24 protein-coding genes are annotated in these 21,548 nt (G+C 62.2%); 10 read left to right on the top strand and 14 right to left on the bottom strand.

Features of this window, described 5'->3' with window-relative positions:
• Positions 1-11: 11 nt before the first annotated feature.
• From mmsB to chvE, 3 genes are all read right to left on the bottom strand, one after another.
• Positions 12-1,199, bottom strand: a complete 1,188-nt coding sequence (gene mmsB, locus ACEW8Q_RS12005; RefSeq protein WP_373504294.1) for a multiple monosaccharide ABC transporter permease — start codon at positions 1,197-1,199, stop codon at positions 12-14.
• A 2-nt stretch (positions 1,200-1,201) separates the two neighbouring features.
• The gene (mmsA, locus tag ACEW8Q_RS12000) at positions 1,202-2,731 is read right to left on the bottom strand and encodes a multiple monosaccharide ABC transporter ATP-binding protein (protein WP_373504293.1); all 1,530 of its coding nucleotides are present in this window, start codon (positions 2,729-2,731) and stop codon (positions 1,202-1,204) included.
• A 125-nt stretch (positions 2,732-2,856) separates the two neighbouring features.
• Positions 2,857-3,909, bottom strand: a complete 1,053-nt coding sequence (gene chvE, locus ACEW8Q_RS11995) for a multiple monosaccharide ABC transporter substrate-binding protein (RefSeq protein ID WP_373504318.1) — start codon at positions 3,907-3,909, stop codon at positions 2,857-2,859.
• A 169-nt stretch (positions 3,910-4,078) separates the two neighbouring features.
• Here chvE and ACEW8Q_RS11990 point away from each other — a divergent pair, with 169 nt between their 5' ends.
• On the top strand, positions 4,079-4,858 hold the full coding sequence (locus tag ACEW8Q_RS11990; protein WP_373504292.1) for a FadR/GntR family transcriptional regulator: 780 nt from the start codon (positions 4,079-4,081) through the stop codon (positions 4,856-4,858).
• On the opposite strand, the gene ACEW8Q_RS11985 is transcribed toward ACEW8Q_RS11990, so the two are convergent.
• The 4 genes from ACEW8Q_RS11985 to cysE form a co-directional block, all read right to left on the bottom strand.
• Positions 4,815-5,342 carry a gamma carbonic anhydrase family protein gene (locus tag ACEW8Q_RS11985; RefSeq protein ID WP_373504291.1) on the bottom strand — a complete coding sequence of 176 codons (528 nt, stop codon included), beginning with the start codon at positions 5,340-5,342 and terminating at the stop codon, positions 4,815-4,817. The genes ACEW8Q_RS11990 and ACEW8Q_RS11985 overlap by 44 nt on opposite strands.
• A gap of 12 nt (positions 5,343-5,354) precedes the next feature.
• Positions 5,355-5,663, bottom strand: coding sequence for a hypothetical protein (locus ACEW8Q_RS11980; RefSeq protein WP_373504290.1), 309 nt, complete (start codon positions 5,661-5,663; stop codon positions 5,355-5,357).
• Positions 5,664-5,767: 104 nt separating this feature from the next.
• A complete protein-coding gene (locus tag ACEW8Q_RS11975; protein ID WP_373504289.1) occupies positions 5,768-5,986 on the bottom strand; it encodes a DUF3126 family protein in 219 nt (72 codons plus the stop codon).
• Between the two features lie 39 nt (positions 5,987-6,025).
• Entirely contained in the window at positions 6,026-6,853 is an 828-nt protein-coding gene (cysE, locus tag ACEW8Q_RS11970) for a serine O-acetyltransferase (RefSeq protein ID WP_373504288.1), read from the bottom strand.
• Between the two features lie 146 nt (positions 6,854-6,999).
• On the opposite strand from cysE, the gene ACEW8Q_RS11965 reads away from it, so the two are divergent.
• Positions 7,000-7,797, top strand: a complete 798-nt coding sequence (locus ACEW8Q_RS11965) for an enoyl-CoA hydratase (protein WP_373504287.1) — start codon at positions 7,000-7,002, stop codon at positions 7,795-7,797.
• A gap of 10 nt (positions 7,798-7,807) precedes the next feature.
• On the opposite strand, the gene ACEW8Q_RS11960 is transcribed toward ACEW8Q_RS11965, so the two are convergent.
• Positions 7,808-8,566 (bottom strand): alpha/beta fold hydrolase, encoded by a 759-nt coding sequence (locus tag ACEW8Q_RS11960; protein WP_373504286.1) that lies wholly within the window; start codon positions 8,564-8,566, stop codon positions 7,808-7,810.
• A gap of 50 nt (positions 8,567-8,616) precedes the next feature.
• On the opposite strand from ACEW8Q_RS11960, the gene ACEW8Q_RS11955 reads away from it, so the two are divergent.
• Genes ACEW8Q_RS11955 through ACEW8Q_RS11940 form a run of 4 tightly spaced genes read left to right on the top strand, consistent with a single transcriptional unit; the run spans position 8,617 to position 11,072 of the window.
• The gene (locus ACEW8Q_RS11955) at positions 8,617-8,862 is read left to right on the top strand and encodes a zinc-finger domain-containing protein (RefSeq protein WP_373504285.1); all 246 of its coding nucleotides are present in this window, start codon (positions 8,617-8,619) and stop codon (positions 8,860-8,862) included.
• Positions 8,747-9,343 carry an N-acetyltransferase family protein gene (locus ACEW8Q_RS11950; RefSeq protein WP_373504284.1) on the top strand — a complete coding sequence of 199 codons (597 nt, stop codon included), beginning with the start codon at positions 8,747-8,749 and terminating at the stop codon, positions 9,341-9,343. Before ACEW8Q_RS11955 ends, ACEW8Q_RS11950 begins: the two co-directional genes overlap by 116 nt.
• Positions 9,340-10,542, top strand: coding sequence for a winged helix-turn-helix domain-containing protein (locus ACEW8Q_RS11945; protein ID WP_373504283.1), 1,203 nt, complete (start codon positions 9,340-9,342; stop codon positions 10,540-10,542). The genes ACEW8Q_RS11950 and ACEW8Q_RS11945 overlap by 4 nt, the downstream gene beginning before the upstream one ends.
• Positions 10,539-11,072 carry a GNAT family N-acetyltransferase gene (locus ACEW8Q_RS11940; protein ID WP_373504282.1) on the top strand — a complete coding sequence of 178 codons (534 nt, stop codon included), beginning with the start codon at positions 10,539-10,541 and terminating at the stop codon, positions 11,070-11,072. Before ACEW8Q_RS11945 ends, ACEW8Q_RS11940 begins: the two co-directional genes overlap by 4 nt.
• On the opposite strand, the gene ACEW8Q_RS11935 is transcribed toward ACEW8Q_RS11940, so the two are convergent.
• Positions 11,069-12,469 (bottom strand): aminotransferase, encoded by a 1,401-nt coding sequence (locus ACEW8Q_RS11935; RefSeq protein ID WP_373504281.1) that lies wholly within the window; start codon positions 12,467-12,469, stop codon positions 11,069-11,071. The genes ACEW8Q_RS11940 and ACEW8Q_RS11935 overlap by 4 nt on opposite strands.
• A gap of 119 nt (positions 12,470-12,588) precedes the next feature.
• Between ACEW8Q_RS11935 and ACEW8Q_RS11930 the strand changes: the two genes are divergently transcribed.
• Positions 12,589-13,647: a serine hydrolase domain-containing protein gene (locus ACEW8Q_RS11930; RefSeq protein ID WP_373504280.1), complete on the top strand. Its 1,059-nt coding sequence runs from the start codon at positions 12,589-12,591 to the stop codon at positions 13,645-13,647.
• A 4-nt stretch (positions 13,648-13,651) separates the two neighbouring features.
• Here ACEW8Q_RS11930 and ACEW8Q_RS11925 read toward each other — a convergent pair whose 3' ends face one another.
• Genes ACEW8Q_RS11925 through gpt form a run of 3 tightly spaced genes read right to left on the bottom strand, consistent with a single transcriptional unit; the run spans position 13,652 to position 15,854 of the window.
• The gene (locus ACEW8Q_RS11925; RefSeq protein ID WP_373504279.1) at positions 13,652-14,959 is read right to left on the bottom strand and encodes an aspartate aminotransferase family protein; all 1,308 of its coding nucleotides are present in this window, start codon (positions 14,957-14,959) and stop codon (positions 13,652-13,654) included.
• A 2-nt stretch (positions 14,960-14,961) separates the two neighbouring features.
• Complete coding sequence (locus ACEW8Q_RS11920; RefSeq protein WP_373504278.1) at positions 14,962-15,351, bottom strand: DUF3307 domain-containing protein; 390 nt, start codon at positions 15,349-15,351, stop codon at positions 14,962-14,964.
• Between the two features lie 5 nt (positions 15,352-15,356).
• Positions 15,357-15,854 carry a xanthine phosphoribosyltransferase gene (gene gpt, locus ACEW8Q_RS11915; RefSeq protein WP_373504277.1) on the bottom strand — a complete coding sequence of 166 codons (498 nt, stop codon included), beginning with the start codon at positions 15,852-15,854 and terminating at the stop codon, positions 15,357-15,359.
• A 139-nt stretch (positions 15,855-15,993) separates the two neighbouring features.
• Between gpt and ACEW8Q_RS11910 the strand changes: the two genes are divergently transcribed.
• Positions 15,994-18,339, top strand: a complete 2,346-nt coding sequence (locus ACEW8Q_RS11910; protein WP_373504276.1) for an ATP-binding protein — start codon at positions 15,994-15,996, stop codon at positions 18,337-18,339.
• A gap of 3 nt (positions 18,340-18,342) precedes the next feature.
• Here ACEW8Q_RS11910 and ACEW8Q_RS11905 read toward each other — a convergent pair whose 3' ends face one another.
• A complete protein-coding gene (locus ACEW8Q_RS11905) occupies positions 18,343-19,104 on the bottom strand; it encodes a competence/damage-inducible protein A (RefSeq protein WP_373504275.1) in 762 nt (253 codons plus the stop codon).
• A 207-nt stretch (positions 19,105-19,311) separates the two neighbouring features.
• Between ACEW8Q_RS11905 and map the strand changes: the two genes are divergently transcribed.
• Both map and radC read left to right on the top strand, forming a co-directional pair.
• Entirely contained in the window at positions 19,312-20,133 is an 822-nt protein-coding gene (gene map, locus ACEW8Q_RS11900; protein WP_373504274.1) for a type I methionyl aminopeptidase, read from the top strand.
• A gap of 3 nt (positions 20,134-20,136) precedes the next feature.
• Positions 20,137-20,844, top strand: a complete 708-nt coding sequence (gene radC / locus ACEW8Q_RS11895; RefSeq protein ID WP_373504273.1) for a DNA repair protein RadC — start codon at positions 20,137-20,139, stop codon at positions 20,842-20,844.
• A gap of 6 nt (positions 20,845-20,850) precedes the next feature.
• On the opposite strand, the gene ACEW8Q_RS11890 is transcribed toward radC, so the two are convergent.
• Positions 20,851-21,548 (bottom strand): NAD(P)/FAD-dependent oxidoreductase (locus ACEW8Q_RS11890; RefSeq protein WP_373504272.1); only part of this gene is annotated, 698 nt, incomplete at its 5' end.

Genomic DNA, 21,548 nt, shown 5'->3' with positions numbered 1-21,548 from the left:
TCGGCTCGACCCTACCCCTTGTTCTTGTAATAGACGTCGAGGAACACGGCGAGCATCAGAACGGCGCCCTTGATCACCTGCTGCAGGTCGATGCCCACGCCGAGGATCGACATCCCGTTGTTCATCACGCCGATGATGAAGGCGCCGATGACGGCCCCGATGATCTTGCCGACGCCGCCTGTCACGGCCGCGCCGCCGATGAAGCAGGCGGCGATCACTTCCAGCTCAAAGCCGAGTCCGGCCTTTGGAGTCGCCACGTTGAGCCGGGCAGCAAAGATCAGCCCTGCCAGCGCTGCCAGCGTTCCCATGATCGCAAAGATCAGGAAGGTCATCCGTTCGGTGTTGATGCCGGAAAGCTTGGCGGCCTTCTCGTTGCCGCCCATCGCATAGACGCGGCGGCCAAATGTCGTGCGGGTGGTGATGAAGACGAAAAGCGCTATCAGCGTGAACATGACGATCAGCACGTTCGGCAGGCCCTTGTAGCTTGCCATCAGGTAGGAGAAGCCAAGGAAGGCGACCGCGATCAAGAGATTTCGCCCGTAGAAGATCACGTCGGGCTCTTCCGCCAGCCCATGCTCCTGCTGGTTTCGCCGTTCCTTGAAGTTGAAATAGATGATCGCCGCCGTGACGGCGCTTCCAATGACAATCGCCAGCCAGTTGAATGTGCCTCCGGTGAAATCCGGCACGAAGCCCGAACTCAGCAGCTGGAATTCCTTGGGAAATGGCCCGACCGATGCGCCGCCCAGCACGGTGAGCGCCAGCCCCTTGAACACCAGCATGCCGGCAAGCGTCACGATGAAGGCCGGTATCTTGTAGTAGGCGACAAGATAGCCTTGGGCTCCACCGATAATGCCGCCCAGCACCAGGCAGGCGATGACCGAGATGAACGGGTCAACCTTCCAATTCACCATCATCACGGCGGCAACCGCGCCCACAAATCCCGATACCGAGCCCACAGAAAGATCGATGTGGCCCGCCACGATGATCAGCAGCATGCCCAGCGCCATGATGACGATGTAGCTGTTCTGCAGGATCAGGTTGGTCATGTTGATGGGCTTGAACAGCGTTCCGCCCGTGGTGAACTGGAAGAAGATCATGATCGCCAGCAGCGACAGCAGCAGCGCATAGTCGCGGACATTGGCCTTGAGGAACCGCATGAGGTCCGGCTTGGCGGCGGTCTGGACAGTGGTGTCGGTCATCTTCAGCTTTCCCAGGATTTCATGATGGCCCGCATGATCTTTTCTTGGCTGGCCTCTTTCGCCGGCATCTCGGCCACGAAGCGGCCGTCGTTCATCACGTAGATGCGGTCCGAGATGCCGAGCAGTTCTGGCATTTCGGAGGAAATGACGATCACCGCCTTCCCCTCCTCCGCCAGCTTGTTGATGATGCCGTAGATCTCATACTTGGCGCCCACGTCGATGCCGCGCGTCGGCTCATCGAGGATCAGGACTTCCGGGCCGGAGAACAGCCACTTCGACAGCACCACCTTCTGCTGATTCCCGCCGGAGAGATTGACCGTCGTCTGGAACACGCCCGAACAGCGGATGGCAAGGTCCTTGCGATACTTGTTGGCGACCGTAAGTTCATTCAAGTCGTTCACCACGCCACGGCTCGAAACGCCTTCGAGATTCGCCAGTGTCACATTGTGCTTGATATGGTCGATCAGCACGAGGCCATAGGTCTTGCGGTCTTCCGTGGCATAGGCCAGCCCCGCATCCATCGCCTTGGGGATGGTGGAGACATCGACCGTCTTGCCGTGCAGCTTCACCTCGCCGGAAATTTTCTGCCCATAGGCGCGCCCGAAGATCGACATGGCAAGCTCGGTTCGTCCGGCGCCCATCAGCCCGGCGATGCCGACGACCTCGCCCTTCTTCACGTGAAAGCTCACGTTCTTGATCATCTGCCGCTCGGCATGGAGCGGATGATAGACGTTCCAGTCCTTCACCTCGAAGATCGTGTCCAGCACCTTTGCGTGGCGCGGCGGATAGCGGTCGGTCAACTCGCGGCCCACCATCGCCTTGATGATGCGGTCCTCGTCCACTTCGCCCGTCGTCACGTCGAGCATGTCGACGGTCTTGCCGTCGCGGATCACGGTGATGCGGTCCGCAACCTTCATCACCTCGTTCAGCTTGTGGGTGATGAGGATGGAGGAAATGCCCTGTTCGCGGAAGCCCTTCAGCAGTTCCAGCAGCGCATTCGAATCCGTTTCGTTGAGGCTCGACGTCGGCTCGTCGAGGATCAGCAGCTTCACCTTCTTGTTCAGCGCCTTGGCGATTTCAACCAACTGCTGCTTGCCGGTGCCGATGTTGGTGATCAGTGTATTGGGATGGTCCTTGAGGCCCACCTTCTTCAACAGTTCCTGCGTGCGCCGGAACGCCACGAACCAGTCGATCACCCCATGCTTGGCCGTCTCGTGGCCAAGGAAGATGTTCTCGGCAATGGAGAGCAGAGGAACGAGAGCCAGTTCCTGGTGGATGATGATGATGCCGGTGTCTTCGCTGTCCTTGATGGAGCCAAACTTCCGCTCCGTGCCTTCGAAGAGGATCTGCCCGTCGTAGCTCCCATGCGGATAGACGCCTGACAGCACCTTCATCAGCGTCGACTTGCCTGCGCCATTCTCGCCGACGACCGCGTGGATCTCGCCGGGCATGACGGAAAGCTTGACCTCCGTCAGCGCTTTCACGCCCGGAAACGTCTTGGTGATCCCCCGCATTTCAAGGATGGGCTGCATCGTCTCCCCACAATAGAGTCTCTTGGGACTCGCAGCCGGTTGGCCCCAGCCATCTTTCGTCTGATTTAGGCAAAAAAGGGCGGGCCCTGCAAGTCAACTTGCAAGGCCCGCCCCCAATCCGCGTCTTACTGAAGGTCTTCAGCCTTGATGTAGCCCGAGTCGACCAGCATCTTGGTGATGTCATCCTTGCCGACGGAATGCGGCGTCAGCAGGTAGGACGGAACGACCTTCACTTCGTTGTTGTAGGTCTTGGTGTCGTTGATCTCGGGCTCCTTGCCCTGCATCACCGCATCCACCATCGTTGCGGTCACCTTGGCGAGTTCGCGGGTGTCCTTGAACACGGTCGAATACTGCTCGCCCGCCATCATGGCCTTGACCGACGGCACTTCGGCGTCCTGTCCGGTCACGATCGGCATTTCGGGGCCCGGCGCATAACCAACGCCCTTCAGCGACGAGATGATGCCGCGCGACAGGCCATCGTAAGGGGCCAGAACGCCGTGCACCTTCTTGTCGGTGTAGTTGGCCGACAGCAGGTTATCCATGCGGGCCTGCGCGACAGCGCCGTCCCAGCGGAGCGTGCCGACCTTGTCCATGCCCATCTGGCCCGACACGATGGCGATGTCGCCCGAGTCGATCAGCGGCTGGATGACGCTCATGGCGCCGTCATAGAAATAGAACGCGTTGGTATCGTCGGGCGATCCGCCGAACAGTTCCACGTTCCACGGCTTCACACCGGCGAAACGTTCCTTCAGGCCGGTGATCAGCGAGTTGCCCTGCAGCACGCCCACGCCAAAATTGTCAAAGGTCGTGTAGTAGTCGACGTTGCCCGTCTTGGTGATGAGGCGGTCATAGGCGAACACCTTGGCGCCGGCTTCGTGGGCCTTGGCGAGAATGTCCGACAGCGTCGAGCCGTCGATGGCGGCGATGATCAGGACCTTGGCGCCCTTGGTCACCATGTTCTCGATCTGTGCGAGTTGGTTCGGAATGTCGTCTTCGCCATACTGCAGATCGGTTTCATAACCGAGTGCTGTGAATTCCTTCACCATCGACTCGCCGTCCGAGATCCAGCGGGTCGAGGACTTGGTAGGCATGGAGATGCCGACGAGGCCCTTGCCCTCAGCCATGGCGGGCGCGATGCCGGCGGCGAGAATGGTAGCCAGGCCAGCGGCCGAGGCGATGAGATGTCTGCGATTGATCAAGAGTAGTTCCTCCCTGATGTGTCTTGGCCGAGCTTGGAGTGGTGGTTGCTGCTCGTTGCCAATGGGCGATCATTAGAATAACACCTTTCGGCAGGCAACGGGATTTTGTATGACAAATAAGATTGCCGCATTCGGGAGATTGCAACAGATGCGTCAGCGCGGAAAGAAACCGGTCCGTTCGCCTCCACGGCGGGCGGGCAGCAGGATTCACGCCGAGCTTGCGGCCGGCATCGGCACGCGCATTCTTGACGGGACTTACCCACCGGGCACCCTGCTCCCAAATGAAGCCGAGTGGGGCCAGATGTTCCACGCCAGCCGCACCGCCGTCCGCGAAGCGATCAAGACGCTGAACGGCAAGGGCCTGCTCGTGTCGCGTCCCAAGATCGGCTCACGCGTGGAGCCGCGCGAGCGCTGGAACCTACTCGACCGCGACGTGATGGCCTGGCACTGCGCCGCGATGGACAAGACTGCTTTCCTGATCTCTTTGCAGGAGGTGCGCCGTATCCTGGAACCAGGCGCGGCTGTGCTTGCAGCAAGCCGCCGCACGCCTCAACAGCTGGCCGAACTGGAAGCGGCACTGGAGGGGATGCGCAATGCCGCCGACGCTGAGGCCATGGTCGAGCCCGACGTGCGCTTTCATCTCGCGCTGCTGGCCTGCGCCAACAACGAATTGCTGGCACCCTTCGGCATCATCATCGAGCAGGCGCTAGCCAACCTCTTCGCGTTCACCACGCGCCACAACGCCAAGCCGGGACAGGTCGTGCCGATGCATGATGACGTCGTGAGGGCGATTGCCGCGCAGGATGCGGAGGCAGCGCGCAAGGCCATGTTCGTTCTGCTCGACGACACCGACAACGTGATCGGCAAGCCGATCAACGCCGAAGTCAAAGAACCTTCAGCCCCGCCGCATAGCGCTGCCAGTTCCTGACATAACCAGCGGCCGATTTCGGCAGGTTCGCGATTGCTTCGGCGTCAAGCTCGCGCACGACCTTGGCGGGCGCACCCATCACCAGCGAATTGTCCGGGATCACCTTGCCCTCGGTGACCAGCGCATTGGCGCCGATGAGGCAGTTGGAGCCGATCCTCGCGCGGTTGAGGATGACGGCGCCCATGCCGATCAGCGTGTTGTCGCCGATGGTGCAGCCATGCAGAATTGCCTTGTGGCCGATGGTGCAGTTCCGCCCGATGACAAGCTCGAGGCCGGGATCGGTATGCAGCACGCATCCGTCCTGCACATTTGAGTTTTCGCCAACGGTGATCAGTTCATTGTCGCCGCGCAGCACGGCACCGAACCACACGCTCGCCATGCGCTCGAGCTTCACCTTGCCGATAAGAACGGCTCCGGGCGCAATCCAGCACGCGCCCTCCTCCGGCAATTCAGGAGAGATGCCGTCGAGCGCATAAAGGGTCATGTGGGAATCCTGTCAGGTGAGTCCGAAGAGCGTTGTCAGGATAAACACCCCCTGGAAGAAGCTCCAGAGCAAACCTGTCGCGAGCAGGAGCAGTCCGAAGGCCGGGTTGTGGTCGATATCGGACAGTCCAGCCTTGGTGACAGCCAAAGGCGCATAGGCAACGAGCGCCAGGGCGCGGACTGGCGTGATCAAGCTGTACTCCGAGAGCATCCAGAGTTTTGGTTCTTCGCCCGTCAGCATGGCCCAGCCATTGCCGATGAGGCCCGCAACCGTCAGGCCGGTGATTCCAGCCATGACCCAGACGAAATGATAAAGTTCCATCGCCACCTCCGTCCGTCCCCGAATGGGACAGTCCGTTTACGAAGTAGCAAGGAAGCAAGAACGAGGCCCGCGGGCCAGCGCATGGTTAAGAAGTGGTTAATGTCTCAATCTTCGTCTTCGAGATCGAAATCGAGAATCGCCATCGAGAAATTGTAGGAGAGTTCGCCATCTTCCTCGTCGCGGAAGATCACGCCGACGAATTCCTCACCGATATAGACCTCGGCCGAGTCGTCCTTCTGCGGGCGCTTCTTCACCGCAATCGAGGGAAGCTCGAACTTGGCGCGCAGGAATTTCGTCAGTTTCGCAATTTCGTCGGGCTTCAAGGCGAAAACTCCAGTTTGGGGATGGCCGCCCCTCTAGCCCTATTCCGGGGAGGCCGCAACCTGCTCCACATTGTGGTCCATGGCGCGTGCAGGCTCGGTGCAGCCGGCATAGCCAACCACCTTGGCGGGAACGCCCGCCACCGTGGTGTTGGCAGGAACGTCGTGAAGGACGACCGAGCAGGCCGCAACACGCGAGCAATGGCCGATCTCGATGTTGCCAAGAATCTTGGCGCCGGCTCCCACCAGCACGCCGCGGCGGATCTTCGGGTGGCGGTCGCCCGCCTCCTTGCCGGTGCCGCCGAGCGTCACACCCTGCATGATGGAAACATTATCCTCGATGACGGTCGTCTCGCCGATCACGATGTCATGGCCGTGGTCGACCATGATGCCCTTGCCGATCTGCGCCGCCGGGTGAATGTCCATGGCCGCGATAACCGAAAGCCGGCTCTGCAGGTAGTAGGCGAAATCCTTCCGCCCCATGTTCCACAGCCGGTGGGCCATGCGGTGGGTTTGGATCGACTGGTAGCCCTTGAAATAAAGCAAAGGGTCGATGTAGCGGTGGCAGGCCGGGTCACGGTCGAAGGTGGCGATGATGTCGGCGCGCGCTGCATGCCCGATCTCGGGTTCGGCATCGATGGCGTCGTTGAAGGCATGGACGATGAGGTCGGCGCCGATGTCGGCATTGCCGAGCCGCTGCGCCAGCCGATGCGTCAGCGCCTCCTCGAACGTGTCGTGGTTCAGCACAAGCGAGAAAATGAAGCCGCCCAAGGCAGGTTCGTGCCGCGCAATCTCCTCGGCCTCGTCGCGGATGCGATTCCACACCGGATCGAGCTTCTCGATGGATTGGGTCTGTGTGGCCTGACGCATCTTCAACTCCCATTTCCCAATCAACATCCTCTCGCGGGAGGCGCCGCGACATAGCGGCAGGGACTGCCAATATAACGTAATCCGACACATATGGGTATCCCATCGCAGGATTGTGAAGGGTGCCACTTCATTCTAGAAACCGGAGCATGACCCAGCTTCCCTCGCCTTCTCCCCATATCCAGGCTTTCGTTGACGGATCAACTGGTTGGCTGGTGCTGAACCGACCAGAGCGCCGCAATGCGCTGAACGCCGCCATGTGGGCCGCCATCCCGCCACTGATGAAATCTCTTGATGATCACCCTGATGTGAGGGTGATCGTGATGCGGGGCGCTGGCGCCGAGGCCTTCGCGGCGGGGGCCGACATTTCGGAGTTCGGCGAAACGCGGAGCGACGCGGGTGCCGCCAGGGCCTACGAGGAACTGAACGGCGCAGCCTTCGCCTCGATCCGGCAAAGTGCAAAGCCCGTCGTTGCCATGATCCAGGGCTTCTGTATCGGTGGCGGACTAGCACTCGCCCTCGCCTGTGACCTTCGCATCGCCGACGCCAGCGCCCTCTTCGCATTGCCGCCCGCACGGCTGGGGCTGGCCTATCCGCTCGACGGGCTTCGCGATCTGGTCACCACCATCGGCTTGCCCGCCGCCAAGGACATGATCTTCACCGCCCGCCGCCTCAAGGCGGAGGAAGCCTATCGTCTGGGACTGATCGACAGGCTTTTTGTGGACATCGAAGGAGATGCGAAATCACTCTGCGCCGAGATCGCCACGGGCGCGCCTTTGACCATCCTCCATGCCAAGCGAGCTCTTGACGCTGTCGCCATCCGTGCCGGTCATGTGCAGGAAGAAGACATTGCCAAACTGGCTGCCCGCTGCTTCGACAGCGAGGACTACACGGAAGGCAGAGCGGCATTTGCGGAGAAGCGCAAACCGGTGTTCAGGGGACGATGATGCCCGGCATTCAAGCGTCTGCGCCGCCCTTCAGGAAGGCCAGCACCGCCACCTTGTATCCACGGTCGCCCACCGCATTCATGTGGTTGCGGCCGGGCAGCGTCACGCCTCTTGATCCCGGAATAGCCTTGACCAGCGTCTCGACGTCGCCCGCCACATCGTCCTTTTCGCCTGCCACCACGAGAACAGGCACGTTGATGCGGCCCAGTTCCTCCGCGGTGATCTTCACCCGCGAGGACCGGATGCAGGCGGCGAGCGCTTTCAGGTCGCTCTTGGTTTGCTCGGCGAACACCCGGAAGCCGCGCGCGCCGGCATCGGCAACGTCATCGCGGCTCGGTGCCTCAAGCGCATTCGCGATGGCCTCCGACCCGCCGACGCCGGTGATCATGCGCGACGCCAGCCCCGCGAAGACTGCGCGGCGCACCCGCTCCGGATGGTGAATAGCGAGCAGAGCCGCCACGCGAGCCCCCATCGAGTATCCCATCACGTCAGCTTGGGCGATTCCCAGATGATCGAGCAGGCGGCGCGCGTCCCCGGCCATGGCGATCGCCGGATAGCGTTCGGAATCATAGAGTTTCTCGCTCGCGCCATGCCCCCGGTGATCGAAGGTGATGACCTTGTGGCCCGCGTTCACCAGCGTCTTCACCCAGCCCGTGTCCCACCAGTTGACACGGCCCGTTGACGCAAAGCCATGGATGAGCAGCACGGGGGGCCCCTCGCCCGCGACCTCATAGGCGATCTCGACGCCGTCCGAATTGAATTTGTGCATGGGCGCGAACATATGCTAATCCGCCCTCGAAACAAGTCTTTGAGGACCACATGGCATCGGGCGCAACTCCGCATTTCCACAATCAGATGGGGCTGGCTGCGATCGAAGTTGGCGCCCGCGAATTCATGTGCATCGGTTCGCTGCCGCCCTTCGACCACCCGCATATCTTCATCGATATGGGTGCCGATACTGAGACCGTCTGCCCCTATTGCTCGACGCTCTACAAGCACAATCCGAAGCTGGCGGAGACCGATTCGATTCCCGCCCAGGCCGCCTGGCACGAAGAAGCTGCCTGACAACTTCACCATCCGCGCCTACACAGAAGCCGACGCGGAGGCTGTCGTTGCACTCGCGCGGGAACTGCAGGAACATGAGGGCCGGGTTTTTGATCGGCTGAAACCTCCAGAATCCATAGGGCGTTGGTACGTTGATGGCCTCCTCAAGGAAGTGCAAACGCATGGCGGCGTGCTTCTGGTCGCCGCAAACGGCAACGGTATAGCGGGCTATGCGAACTTGCTGATCGGGCTCTCCTCCGCTGATGAGCCTGAGGAAGTCCCCTATACTTTCGCACATGTCTCGGATCTCTGTGTCGGCACGGCGTATCGAGGCAACGGCATCGGGCAAGCCCTGATGGCAGAATGCGAGCGGCGGGCAACGGCTGCGGGCGAAAAGTGGCTGCGTCTCGATGTTCTTGCTGGCAATCATTCGGCCCGCAAGTTCTACTCAAATCTTGGCATGGAAGAACTCTTCCTGACCCTGGAAAAGAAACTGATGTGAGAGCTTCCCTGTCCATCGCCCAGGCCCGCCGCGTGGCGCTGGCCGCGCAGGGCTTCACGCAACCCGACCGCACGAAGAAAGTCACATGGTCCCACATGGACCGCATGACGCGGCAGCTGAACCTGCTGCAGATCGATAGCGTCAACGTTCTGGTCCGCTCGCATTACCTGCCCCTCTTCTCGCGCCTCGGCGCCTATGCTCATTCCGCGCTGGATGAACGCACCTTCGGCAGCAAGAAACGCGCGTTCTTCGAATGCTGGGCGCATGAGGCAAGCCTGCTCCCTTTTGATCTTCACCCCCTCATGCGCTGGCGCATGGCCCGGGCGCGGTCAGGCAACGGCACCTACAGTTCGATGGACCGCTTCGGCCTCGAGGAACGAGCCTATCTCAAGGACGTGCTCGACTTCGTCACCCGCAATGGTCCGGCGGTGGCGAGCGAGGTGCCGGGCGGCGGCAAGGCCGAAGGCGGCTGGTGGGGCTGGTCGCGCGGCAAGATGGCGCTGGAAACCCTCTTCGACCAGGGGCTCGTCACCACCGCCACACGGCAAGGCTTTGAGCGGCTCTACGACATTCCCGAGCGGGTGATTCCGCCGGACATTCTGGCGCTCGAAACGCCATCGGAAGCCGATTCTATCCGCCGCCTGCTCGACCTCTCGGGCCGCGCCCATGGCATCGGCACCGAGATCGACCTCCGCGACTATTTCCGCCTCCCCGTCGCCGAGACGAAAACGGCTCTCGCCGAACTGGTGGAGGACGGCACTCTGCTGCCCGTGACCGTCGCAGGCTGGAAGCAGCAGGCCTACCTTCACAAGGACGCGAAGCTGCCGCGCAAGGCGGGGGGCTCGGCTCTTTTGTCGCCCTTCGACCCCATGGTGTGGGAACGCTCGCGGGCCGAGCGGCTCTTCGACTTCCACTACAGGATCGAGATCTATACCCCTGCCGAAAAACGAAAATTCGGCTACTACGTGCTCCCCTTCCTGCACCATGACCGGATCGCGGGCCGCGTCTGCCTCAAGGCCGACCGGCAAGCCGGCGTGTTGCGCGCCAACGCCATCCATCACGAGTCCCATGCCGAACCCGGCGAGACTGCCGAAGCACTGGCAGCCGAACTGAAGCTCATGGCGTTGTGGCTGGGGCTTTCGGGTGTTGAAGCAGGAGCGAAGGGAAACCTCGCCCGCGCGTTGAGGCAGGCCCTGTGATCGACATCGAGACAGATCGCCTGATGCTGCGCCTTGTGCCGCTGGCCGGGCTCGCCGCAACTGCTACCAAGGATGCAGAAGCCTGCCGCCGTCTGATTGGACGAAACCTGCCCAGCGAATGGTTCGAGCATGCGTGGGTCTACGAGATGCGCCTCAACCAGTGGAAGGATGATCCGGACTATGCGCCCTGGTCGATCCGCTCCATCATTCTGAAAGACACGGGAGATGTCGTGGGCAGCATCAACTGCCACGACAAGCCGCAAGCCTTCGAGCACGAGGGAGAGTCCGGGCAGATGATCGAGATGGGTTATTCCATTTTCGAACCATACCGCCGCCAGGGCATCGCCCACGAAGCCATACTTGGCCTTGCAGGTGTCGCGCGAGCCAAGGGCGTGCGCTTCCTGCGCCTGTCGATCTCGCCGGACAACGAAGCCTCCCAGGCCTTGGCAAAGAAACTGGGTGCCGAAAAGATCGGCACCCAGATCGATGACATTGATGGCCTCGAAGAAGTCTTCCTCGCGCGCCTCTAAATCACACCCTCGGCCTTGAGGTCGCGCGTGGCCTTCTCGATAGCGCCGCGCAACGTGTCGACCACGAAGTCCACTTGTTCCTTCGTGATGATGAGCGGCGGCGAGAGCACGTCGAGGTGTCCGATGGGACGCACCAGCAACCCGTTCGCCTCGCACTCGTTGGAGATGCGCTTCGAGATGTTGCAGCTGTCGGGCAGCTTCTCGCGGGTCTTCTTGTCCTTCACATATTCCACGCACATCATCAGGCGGCGGCCGCGCACGTCGCCCACGATTTCGATATCGCGGAGTTCGCCCAGGCGCTTTTCGAGGTAATCGCCCACCCGCGCGGCATTGCCGCAAAGGTCTTCGCGCTCGATGATCTCGATATTCTTGAGCGCCACGGCGCAGGCGACCGGATGGCCGGAATACGTATAGCCATGGGTGAACCATGCATCGGGGTCCGCCGCCGAAATCGTCTCGTGGATGTCGTCGGAATAGATGACAGCCGAGAGCGGAATGTAGCCCGAGGTGAGGCCCTTGGCGCAAAGGATCATGTCCGGCACAACGCCATACTCATCGTAGGACGCGAAGAAGTGGCCGAGCCGGCCGAAGGCCGTCACGATTTCGTCGGCGATGAACAGGATGCCATTCTTCGTGCACAACTCGCGCATGCGCGGCAGGTAGTTGGGAGGCGGAATGCACACGCCACCTGAAGCCTGCGCGGGCTCCGCAATGAAGCAGGCGATATTCTCCGCGCCAAGCTCCGCGATCTTCTGTTCGAACTCGGCCACGAGGAAGTCGCTGAAGGCTTCGAGGCTCATGTCCTCGGGACGGCGGTAGGGATAGGGTGCGGAGAGATGGTGGACCAGATCGGGCACGTAGCGGAAATGCTCCGACTGGTCGCCGTCGCGAAGCCCCACGGTCATGCCGAGATAGGTCGAGCCATGATAGGAGTTCTTCCGCGAGATCACATAGCGGCGCGAGCGCTCGCCCTTGCGCGACTGATAGAAATGGGCAAGCCGGATCGCCGTATCGACGGCACATGAGCCCGAGGTGGCATAGGCCACGTGATTGAGGTTGCCGGGCGCCAGTTGCGCGAGCTTCGCCGCGAGCCGGGATGCGGGCGCGTTGGTGACATCGACGAATGTCGTCGTGTAGCAGAGCTGCATCGCCTGCTCGGCCATGGCCTCGGCGATTTCCTTCCGGCCATAACCGGCGTTCACGCACCACATGCCGCCAATGCCATCGAAGTAACGGCGGCCACTTGCATCGGTGACGTAACAGTCCTCGCCCTCGACGAGGACGAGCGAACCGTCCTTCTTGAAACTGTCGAAATGCGTATAGGGGTGCAGGACATGGTCGTGGTCCTGCTGCCAGAGTTCCTGGGCGTTGAAACGGTTGCTAACCTGTTGAAGCACGATTGGTTCTCCCTTCGGAATTCATATTGAACGCGCATTCAATATCACATCCGAGGGCATTCCGCCAACCCCCTCGCGCAAAACTCGCGTGCAGGCACCGCGGAGGATAGACTTGGGCCATGGGAATCGGAGCACCGCACCACGCCTTCAAGACCTGGATTGAGGCCCGGCCGCAGGACGCCGGACTGCCATCAAACTTGGAACACGCGCTGGAAAAGGCCTTCAATGCCGGCTCCTACCCTGGCTTGCATGGTCTGCTGATCGTGCGGAACGGGAAACTGGGCTTCGAACGCCATTTTCCCGGCGCCGATGAAACCTGGGGCAAAGGCCTCGGCACCGTCAATCATCACGCGGACTTGCCGCACGATCTCCGCTCCATCACCAAATCGATCGTCAGCCTGCTCTACGGCATCGCCCTTGGCGCGGGGCTTGTACCACCTGTGGCCACAAGGCTCATGGATGCCCTGCCCGAGCACGCCGATCTTCTGGGCAATCCCCTGAAGCGGCGGATCACCATCGGGCATGTCCTGTCCATGCGCATGGGGCTCGCATGGGAAGAAGACCTAGCCTACTCCGACCCGATGAACGGCGAGCGGCTCATGGGGGAAGCCACGGACCGCATCCGCCATGTGCTTGGGCTGCCGATGGCGGAGCCGCCTGGCCGCCGCTGGGTCTATTGCGGCGGAGCCACCGTGTTGATCGGCCACCTCATAGAGCGCGGCACCGGCCAGCGGCTGGAAGATTTCGCGGCGCAGCGGCTCTTCGGGCCATTGGGAATTGACGATGCCACCTGGGCACGCTGGCCGGATGGGCGGCCGGCGGCATCCTCGGGCCTCAGGATGACGGCGCGGAGTCTCGCGCGCATCGGCCAGATGGTGCTGGACAAAGGCATCTGGAACGGAAGCCGCGTGGTGCCCGCGAGCTGGATCGTGTCGTCTCTCAAGCCGCGCGCCTGGGCAGAGCCGGGCCTCCGCTATGCCTATCATTGGTGGCTGGGCAATCTCGTCTCGAACGCGAAGCCGTGGTTTGCAGCCTATGGCAATGGCGGCCAGCGCATGATCGTGATCCCCAGCCTCAAGCTGGTCGTCGTCATCTTCGCGGGCAACTACAACACCGCCGACCAGTGGAAGATGCCGGCGAAGCTCATGGCCCGCATCGTCATGCCGGCCATCGTATGAACCGTCAGACCAGCAGTTCGCGGCGCTTGTTGATGTGCTGTTCGACAGCGCCCACCACCCGGTCGCAATCGGCATCCGTCACCATCAGCGACAGCGCCATGAAGCCGCGCTCGGCGATATAGACGCCTTGCTCCAGCAGATCGAGAAACAGCAATTGTTTCAGGTTCTTGTCGGTATGTTCTACGTCGTCGGGTGAAGTGACGTCACCGCTCATGGGATGGATCGTGAGCATCGAGCCCTGCCCCATGGCCTTCATCTTCACCTGATAGAGCATGAACAGGTCATTGAGCGCGTTGCGCAGCCGGTCGCCTCGCGCATTGAGTTCGACGCAGGCCTCTGGTGTGTAGATTTCGGTCATCGCCACGTTGCCCACCGTCATGGTCAGCGTGTTGTTGTTGAACGTGCCCGCGTGTGGCAGCGCGTTGGGCTTCGTCGGGTCGAACAGGTCCATGATGACGCGTTTGCCGCCAAAGGCGCCGAAACTCATGCCACCGCCGACATATTTGCCCAGCGCCTTGAGGTCTGGCTCGATCCCCAGCTTGGCCGACAGCCCGCCGGGATGCAGCCTTGACGTCATCACCTCGTCGAAGATCAGCACGATGCCACGCTTCGCCGTCTCATCGCGCAGCATCGTGAGGAATTCCATGCTGGCCGGAATGCAGCCGCCGCCGCCGAGCATCGGCTCGAGGATGATCGCTGCGAGGTCGTCTGCATGTTCGGCGATCAGCGCGCGCGTGCCTTCCACATCGTTGTAGTGGCCCATCACGCAATCGAAGGGCGCGTTCACGGGCGAAGCCCCATGGCTGAAATAGAGCGTGCCGCCATGATAGCCGCCATGCATGGGCATGATCTTCTTTCGGCCGGTGAAGCAGCGCGCCGCCGCCAGCGCCATCATGTTGGCCTCGGTCCCCGAGTTGGTGAAGCGCACGAGATCGAGATTGAAGCGTTTCGTCACCACTTCGGCGAGCTTCACCTCTTCCTCGTGATGGGCGCCGAGATTGAGGCCTTTCGCCAGCGCGGCATGTGCCGCCGACAGGATGCGCGGATGCGAATGCCCGTAGATGCCTGCGGAATATTCGCCCAGCAGGTCGAGGTAGCTGTGCCCGTCAACATCGGTCAGTTGCGAACCCTGAGCCTTCTCGACCCTCACCGGAAATGGCGCGGTGAACAGCACCGTGCGGGTGTTGCCGCCGGGCATGACCTCCGTCGCGCGGTCATGCAGCGCCTTGGTCATCGGTCGCGCCGCGGCAAAGGCGGCCATGGCATCGTGAAGTGCGGCTTCGGTGGCGGGCGAAGAGAGATGTTCTTGCATGTTCAGACCCAGATGATGACGGCGGCGGCGAGGGCGACATAGGTGAACTGATGGACCAGCTGGTCCACCGTCAGCGCCCACCAGAAATAGGGCTTGTCGGCCGACCACCTGTTCCGGCGCACCACCGTCTCCTTGGTGAAGTCCACATGATAATGGACGACGCTGTCAGCGAGCGCCAGCGCGAGCGAAGGGAGGGCAGCCATGCCGAAGACGAGGAACGCAGCAAGGCTGCCCAATCCATGTATGCCCGCATGCGCGAGGCCGCCGGGCCTGCCATAGAAGCCCTTTTCCCGCAGCATCCACAGCGTCTGCAGGGGTCCGTCGCAAACAGCGTGCTTGATCTGCAGCAACAGCAGCAGAAACAGGATGCCGAGGGCAGTCGCGTTCTCCATGACGCTCAGACGGTGGCCTTGTCCCCGATGGGCGGGGTGAACTGCAGGCCCATGTCCCAGGGCAGATAGATCCAGGTGTCCTGGCTGACTTCTGTGACGAAGGTATCGACCAGAGGGCGGCCCGCTGGCTTCGCATAGACGGTTGCGAAATGCGCCTTGGGCAGCATCTCGCGAACGACGCGCGCCGTGGCGCCGGTATCGACCAGATCGTCGACGATCAGGACGCCGGTCCCCCCTTCGGTGCCGGCCACCGAGGCACCGATGCTCTTCAGCACCTGGATATGGCCCTGCTTGTCGTAGTCATAGGAGGCAACGCAGACCGTCTCGATCACGCGGATGCCGAGTTCACGCGCCACCACAGCAGCAGGCACAAGCCCGCCACGCGTGACAGCCACGACAGCCGAGAACGGTCCGGCGGCCGACAGCCGCCAGGCCAGCGCCCGGGCATCGCGGTGGAACTGGTCCCACGACACCGGGAAACTCTTCTGCCACTTCTCGTCCATGGTTCCTCCCCCGAAGACTTTCGCCTGTTATGCCTGCGGCGCACATTTCACGCAATCCGCCATTAACCATCAACGGTGTATTCATGTTTTGACGTGAAAGTCGGGGTTTCCGTTCTGTCAGGTGTGAGGAGTTTTTCGTATGAGTCAAGCGGCAGGCATCGTCGCCGAGATGACGAAGGCGTTCGAGACGGCAAACGTCGAGATGTTCGCCATCGGCCTGCCGGAGGCGCGCGTGATTGCCGCCACCAGCGCTGTCATGCGCAAGTGGAATTGCACCCGCGAGGAACTTGTCGGCAAGCAGCTGGTAAAGTTCGGCACCGGCCCCCTGTCGGCCCGCCACCTGACCGAGGACACGCCCTATGGTCCGGTCCAGAAGGTTGAAGTCACCTATGTGCCGCCGCTCGGCACCACGCGCTCGATCCGCTTCACGCCGCAGAACCTCACCGACGACGGCCAGAACGTGGTCATGCTCATCGGCCAGCATGCAAGCCTCGAGGAAGCTGAAGAGGCCATCCAGAACGAGCGCCGCCTGAGCCTGGCGCTCCGCTCCGGCGGCTATGCCGCCTGGGATCACGACTACCGCACCAGCGAATCCTACAATTCACCGGAGCTCTACGATCTCCTCGGATTCGAACGCGGCATGAGTCACCTCACCTTCAACACCTTCAACGATCTGGTCCACCCTGACGACCGCGACAGAACTCTGGATGACCAGATCAAGTCCGCGCCCTTTGGCTCGGACATGTTCCAAACCCGCTACAGGGTGAAGAACGCGCAGGGCAACTATGTCTGGCTTGAATCGATCGCTGGCGTCATCCGCAGCCCGGTCGATGGCAAGCCGGTCAAATGCGTCGGCCTCTCGCGCAACATCAGCGAGCAGATGGCGGCGCTCGAAAAGATGCAGGCCTCGGAGCGCATCCTGAAGCGTTCTCAGCGCGCGGCAAGGCTCGGCAGCTTCACCGTCAACGTCGAGACCGGGCACTCGCGGCTCTCCACCGAGATGATCGCCTTGATCGGCATGGAGGACGCCATCGTCCAGCCGAATCTTGTGGTCTTCGAAAAGATGATCGAGCCCGCCGACCGCGAGAAGTTCCGCGAGGCCATCGAACTCGCAAAGCACGGCCAGAACAGCCCGGTCTTCGAGATCGGCTACAAGACCCTCGTCGAGGGCGAACTGAACTATTTCGAGGTGAAGATCGAGGCCGACCGCAACAGCCACAACCTGGTCGACCAGATTTTCGGCACCTGCCAGTGCATCACCGAGCGCAAGCTGCTGGAACGCAAGTTCATGCAGGCGCAGAAGATGGAAGCCGTGGGCCAGCTGACGGGCGGCGTGGCGCATGACTTCAACAACCTGCTCATGGTCGTGCTGGGCAACCTGCAGCTTGTCGAGCAGCTCGTGAAGGATGATGAGCGCGTGCTGAAGCGCATCAATGCCGCCTATGAAGCGGCAGAGCGCGGCTCCGAGCTGACCAAGCGCATGCTCGCTTTCTCGCGCCAGCAGACGCTCCAGAACCGCAATCTCGACGTCAACACCCTGCTCACCCGCATGCACGGCATCCTGGGCCACGCCGTTGGCGCCACGGTGAACCTGTCGATCATCCCCGCCGACGAACTCTGGCCCATCCGTGCCGACGCCACGATGCTGGAGACGGCCATCCTCAATCTCTGCATCAATGCCCGGGACGCCATGAAGCCCAAGGGCGGTGACCTGACCGTCGAGACCTTCAACCGCACGCTCGATGAAGCCGCCGCCGCCGACATGGAAGACGTGCCGCCGGGCGACTATGTCGAGATCGCCGTCACCGATACGGGCTGCGGCATTCCGGCCGAGAACATCGAGAAGGTGTTCCAGCCCTTCTTCACCACCAAGGGCCCGGAGGCCGGATCCGGCCTTGGCCTCTCCATGATCTATGGCTTCGTCAAGCAATCGGGCGGCCACATCAAGATCTATTCGGAACTCGGCCACGGCACCACCATGCGGATCTACTTGCCGCGCCTCAGGACGGCGGCCGATGAAGCGACGGTGTCAATGCCCGAGGCCGCTACGCAGATCCAGCCTTCGGCAGCGGCCACGGCCGCACCTGAGCCCATGCCAGCCGCAGTTTCGGTCCGCAGGCCCACCGTGCTCGTGGTCGAGGACAATCCATCGGTTCGCGATGTCGCAGCCGCAATGATCGAGGACATGGGCTACGACGTCATCATCGCGTCGAGCGGAGCCGAGGGGCTTCAGGCCATCGAGGACCGACCGGAGATCAACCTCGTCCTTTCGGATGTCATCATGGCGGGCGGTATGAACGGGCCCGAGATGGCCCAGCGCGCGCTCTCCGTCAGGCCGGAGCTCAAGGTACTGTTCATGTCGGGCTACGCGCCGGGTTCGCTCCGCCAGATGCAGCAGGAGCTTCCCAACGCCATCGACCTCGTGAACAAGCCCTTCACCCGCAACGACCTCACCGAAAAGGTGAAGCGCGCGCTGGCGGCTTAAGCCTCAGCTCCAGCCGCGCGCCTTCCCGGCGGCGACAAGTTCGTCCGCCATCTTGCGCACGGCTGCGAGGGCCTGTTCGAGAAGGGCTTCATCGCGTGAGCGAAGCACCAGGTTCGTGGCAAAGCCATCTGGCGCCTGGAAGGGATAGGAACCGATCACCACCGCCGGGAACGCCTTCTGGACCTCGCCCAGGGGCTTGGCCGCATCGCCCTCGCCGCCCCGGAACTCCACCGTGCGCGACTTCATGGGAACGCCCTTCGTCAGCCGTGTCGCAACATCGTCCATCATGGCATTCATGATCTTCGGCACGCCCGCCATCACGAAGACATTGCCCATCTGGAAGCCCGGCGCCTTCGACACCGGATTGTCGATGAGGGTCGCTCCCACCGGCATCCTTGCCATTCGCATCCGCGCCTCGTTCGGCTCCCGGCCCATTTCCTTGAAATAGGCGAGCAGGATCTCGACCGCCTGCTGATTATGTTCGATCGGCACGCCGAAGGCCCTGGCAACGGCATCCGCTGTGATGTCGTCATGCGTGGGGCCGATGCCGCCGGTGGTGAAGACATAGGTGTAGCGCGCCCGCAAGGCATTCACCGCCGCCACGATCTCCTCCTCCACGTCCGACACGACGCGGGCTTCCTTGAGGTCGATGCCGATCGCCGTCAGGTAGTCCGCGAGAAACCCGAGATTCTTGTCCTTGGTGCGGCCGGAGAGGATTTCATCTCCGATCAGGAGGACGGCGGCTGTGGGTTGTGGGGCGGTCATGGCGCTTGATCCTTGTTCACCGGAGGGTGTGGCAGCCGGGATGCTCCGTGTCAAAGCGCCCTTTTGCCTTGCGATCAAGGTCTTGCCTCATTATGTGGGGCTGGACGCATATGCGGAAAGCAGCGGTTGAGGCTTCTGCCCTTTCCTGTAAACTTGACGCGCAATTCAAATCCCAGCCGGCCGGGCGATCCCGGTTCTGGACATCGCATGACCCACGCCGCCGAAGACACCGACTCGCCCCGCTCCAGCCGCATCAAGCTTCATGGCCCCGCCGATTTCGAGGGCATGCGCAAGGCCGGGCGCCTGACTGCCGAAGCTCTAGACCTGCTGGTGCCGCATGTGAAGCCCGGTGTCACCACCGACGAACTCGACAGCCTCATCGTGGACTTCGCCCGCGCACACAACGCTATCCCGGCGCCCTATAATTACCGGGGCTACCCCAAGTCGATCTGCACCTCGATCAACCACGTCGTCTGCCATGGCATTCCCAACGACAAGCCTCTCCGCGACGGCGACATCGTCAACATCGACGTGACGCTCATCGTCGATGGCTGGCACGGCGATTCAAGCCGCATGTACATGGTGGGCGAAGTGAACCGCAAGGCCGAGCGCCTCGTCGAGGTCACCTACGAATGCCTCATGCGCGGCATCGCCATGGTAAGGCCCGGAGCCCACCTGGGCGACATCGGCCACGCCATCCAGACCTATGCCGAAGCCGAGCGCTGCTCCGTCGTCCGCGACTTTTGCGGCCATGGCCTGGGCCGCGTGTTCCACGATCATCCCAACGTGCTGCACTATGGCCGCATGGGCGAAGGCGTGGAACTGAAGCCCGGCATGTTCTTCACGATCGAGCCGATGATCAATCTCGGCCGCCCGCATGTGAAAATCCTCGGTGATGGCTGGACCGCCGTCACCCGCGACCGGTCGCTCTCGGCGCAGTTCGAGCATACCGTGGCCGTGACCGAGACAGGCGTCGAGATCTTCACGCTCTCGCCCAAGGGCTTCCATCATCCGCCCTACGCGGTTTAGTCCATGGCGGGGTTTGACGATGCCGGTGCCAAGCCCCCGCCGCCGCATTTCCTCGGCCATCGCGACCGCCTGAAGGACCGTTTCCGCGAAGGTGGCCCGGATGCCATGCCGGACTACGAGTTGCTCGAGATGGTCCTGTTCCGCGCCATCCGCCGTGGCGATACCAAACCCATTGCCAAGCACCTGCTCGCCCGCTTCGGCACCTTCGCGGAAGTGCTGAGTGCCGAGCCCGAGCGCCTCATGGAAGTGAAGGGCGTGGGCGAGGCCGTGGCGACGGAACTCAAGATCGTCCACGCTGCGGCCCTGAGGCTGGCGCGAGGCCAGGTCATCAACCGGCCCCTGCTCAACACCTGGAACGCCATCCTCGAATACATCCGCGCGGCGATGGCCTTCAACGAGATCGAGCAGTTCCGCATTCTCTTCCTCGACAAGAAGAACCAGTTGATTGCGGACGAAGTGCAGCAGGAAGGCACCGTCGACCACACGCCGGTCTACACGCGCGAAGTGGTGAAGCGCGCACTGGAACTCGCCGCCTCGGCCGTCGTGCTCGTTCACAACCATCCCTCGGGCGATCCGACGCCGTCGATGGCCGATATCGAGATGACCAAGAAGATCGTGGACGCCGGCCAGCGCCTCAACGTCATCGTCCACGATCATGTGATCGTGGGCCGCAAGGGCCATTTCAGCTTTCGCGCAAACGGCCTGATGTAATCGGCCTCAGAAGCCAGTGAGCGGGCGCGGCCTGCTGCCATCGGTGTAGCGGGAGAACCGGAACGGCCTTGGATCGACAACGGGTGTTTTCCCCGCCGCGATCTCCGCCGTCAGCCGCCCCGCCCCCGGACCGATGCCAAAGCCGTGGCCCGAATAACCCGACGAGAGAACAAGACCCGGAATACTGTCGACCTCGGAGATGACCGGAACAAGATCGGGCGTGGCATCGATCATGCCGCCCCAGCTTGCGGCGGTGGGCACGCCCTTGAAGGCCGGAAAAGTCGTTTCGAGATTGGCGCGGGCGCGTCTGTTCTCGGCGTCTGACGGCTGCGGATCGAGAATGCGCATTTTCTCGAAGGGCGACGTGGTGCCGCTGCTCCAGCCGTCCAGCAACCTCTGCTGGGCGAAGAAGGACTTGCCGAAGCGGAATGCGATGCCACCCCACTCCTGTTTCAGCACAGGAATGAAATCCGTGAGGAAGCGGAAATTGTCGGGCTCGATGTCGGCCACCACGCCTCCGCTCGCCACCGTGTATCCGCCATCGAGCCTTTTTCGCAGCGCAAGTCCAGGCCCCCAGGCCGCCGTATCAGGCCCGCCATCCATCGGCGCCGTCCGCAGCACCGAGGCGAGCACCTTGAGCTGCTGGAAGCGCACGCCCACGCTGCGGCAGAACAGGCTGGACCAGACACCGCCCGCCACCACCA

Origin of the sequence: Aestuariivirga sp. (assembly GCF_041738905.1) — a bacterium.
In the GTDB taxonomy this organism is placed as follows: Bacteria; Pseudomonadota; Alphaproteobacteria; order Rhizobiales; family Aestuariivirgaceae; genus Aestuariivirga.
Note: the sequence above shows the minus strand (reverse complement) of the source record. Positions and strands in the feature narration are given on the sequence as shown.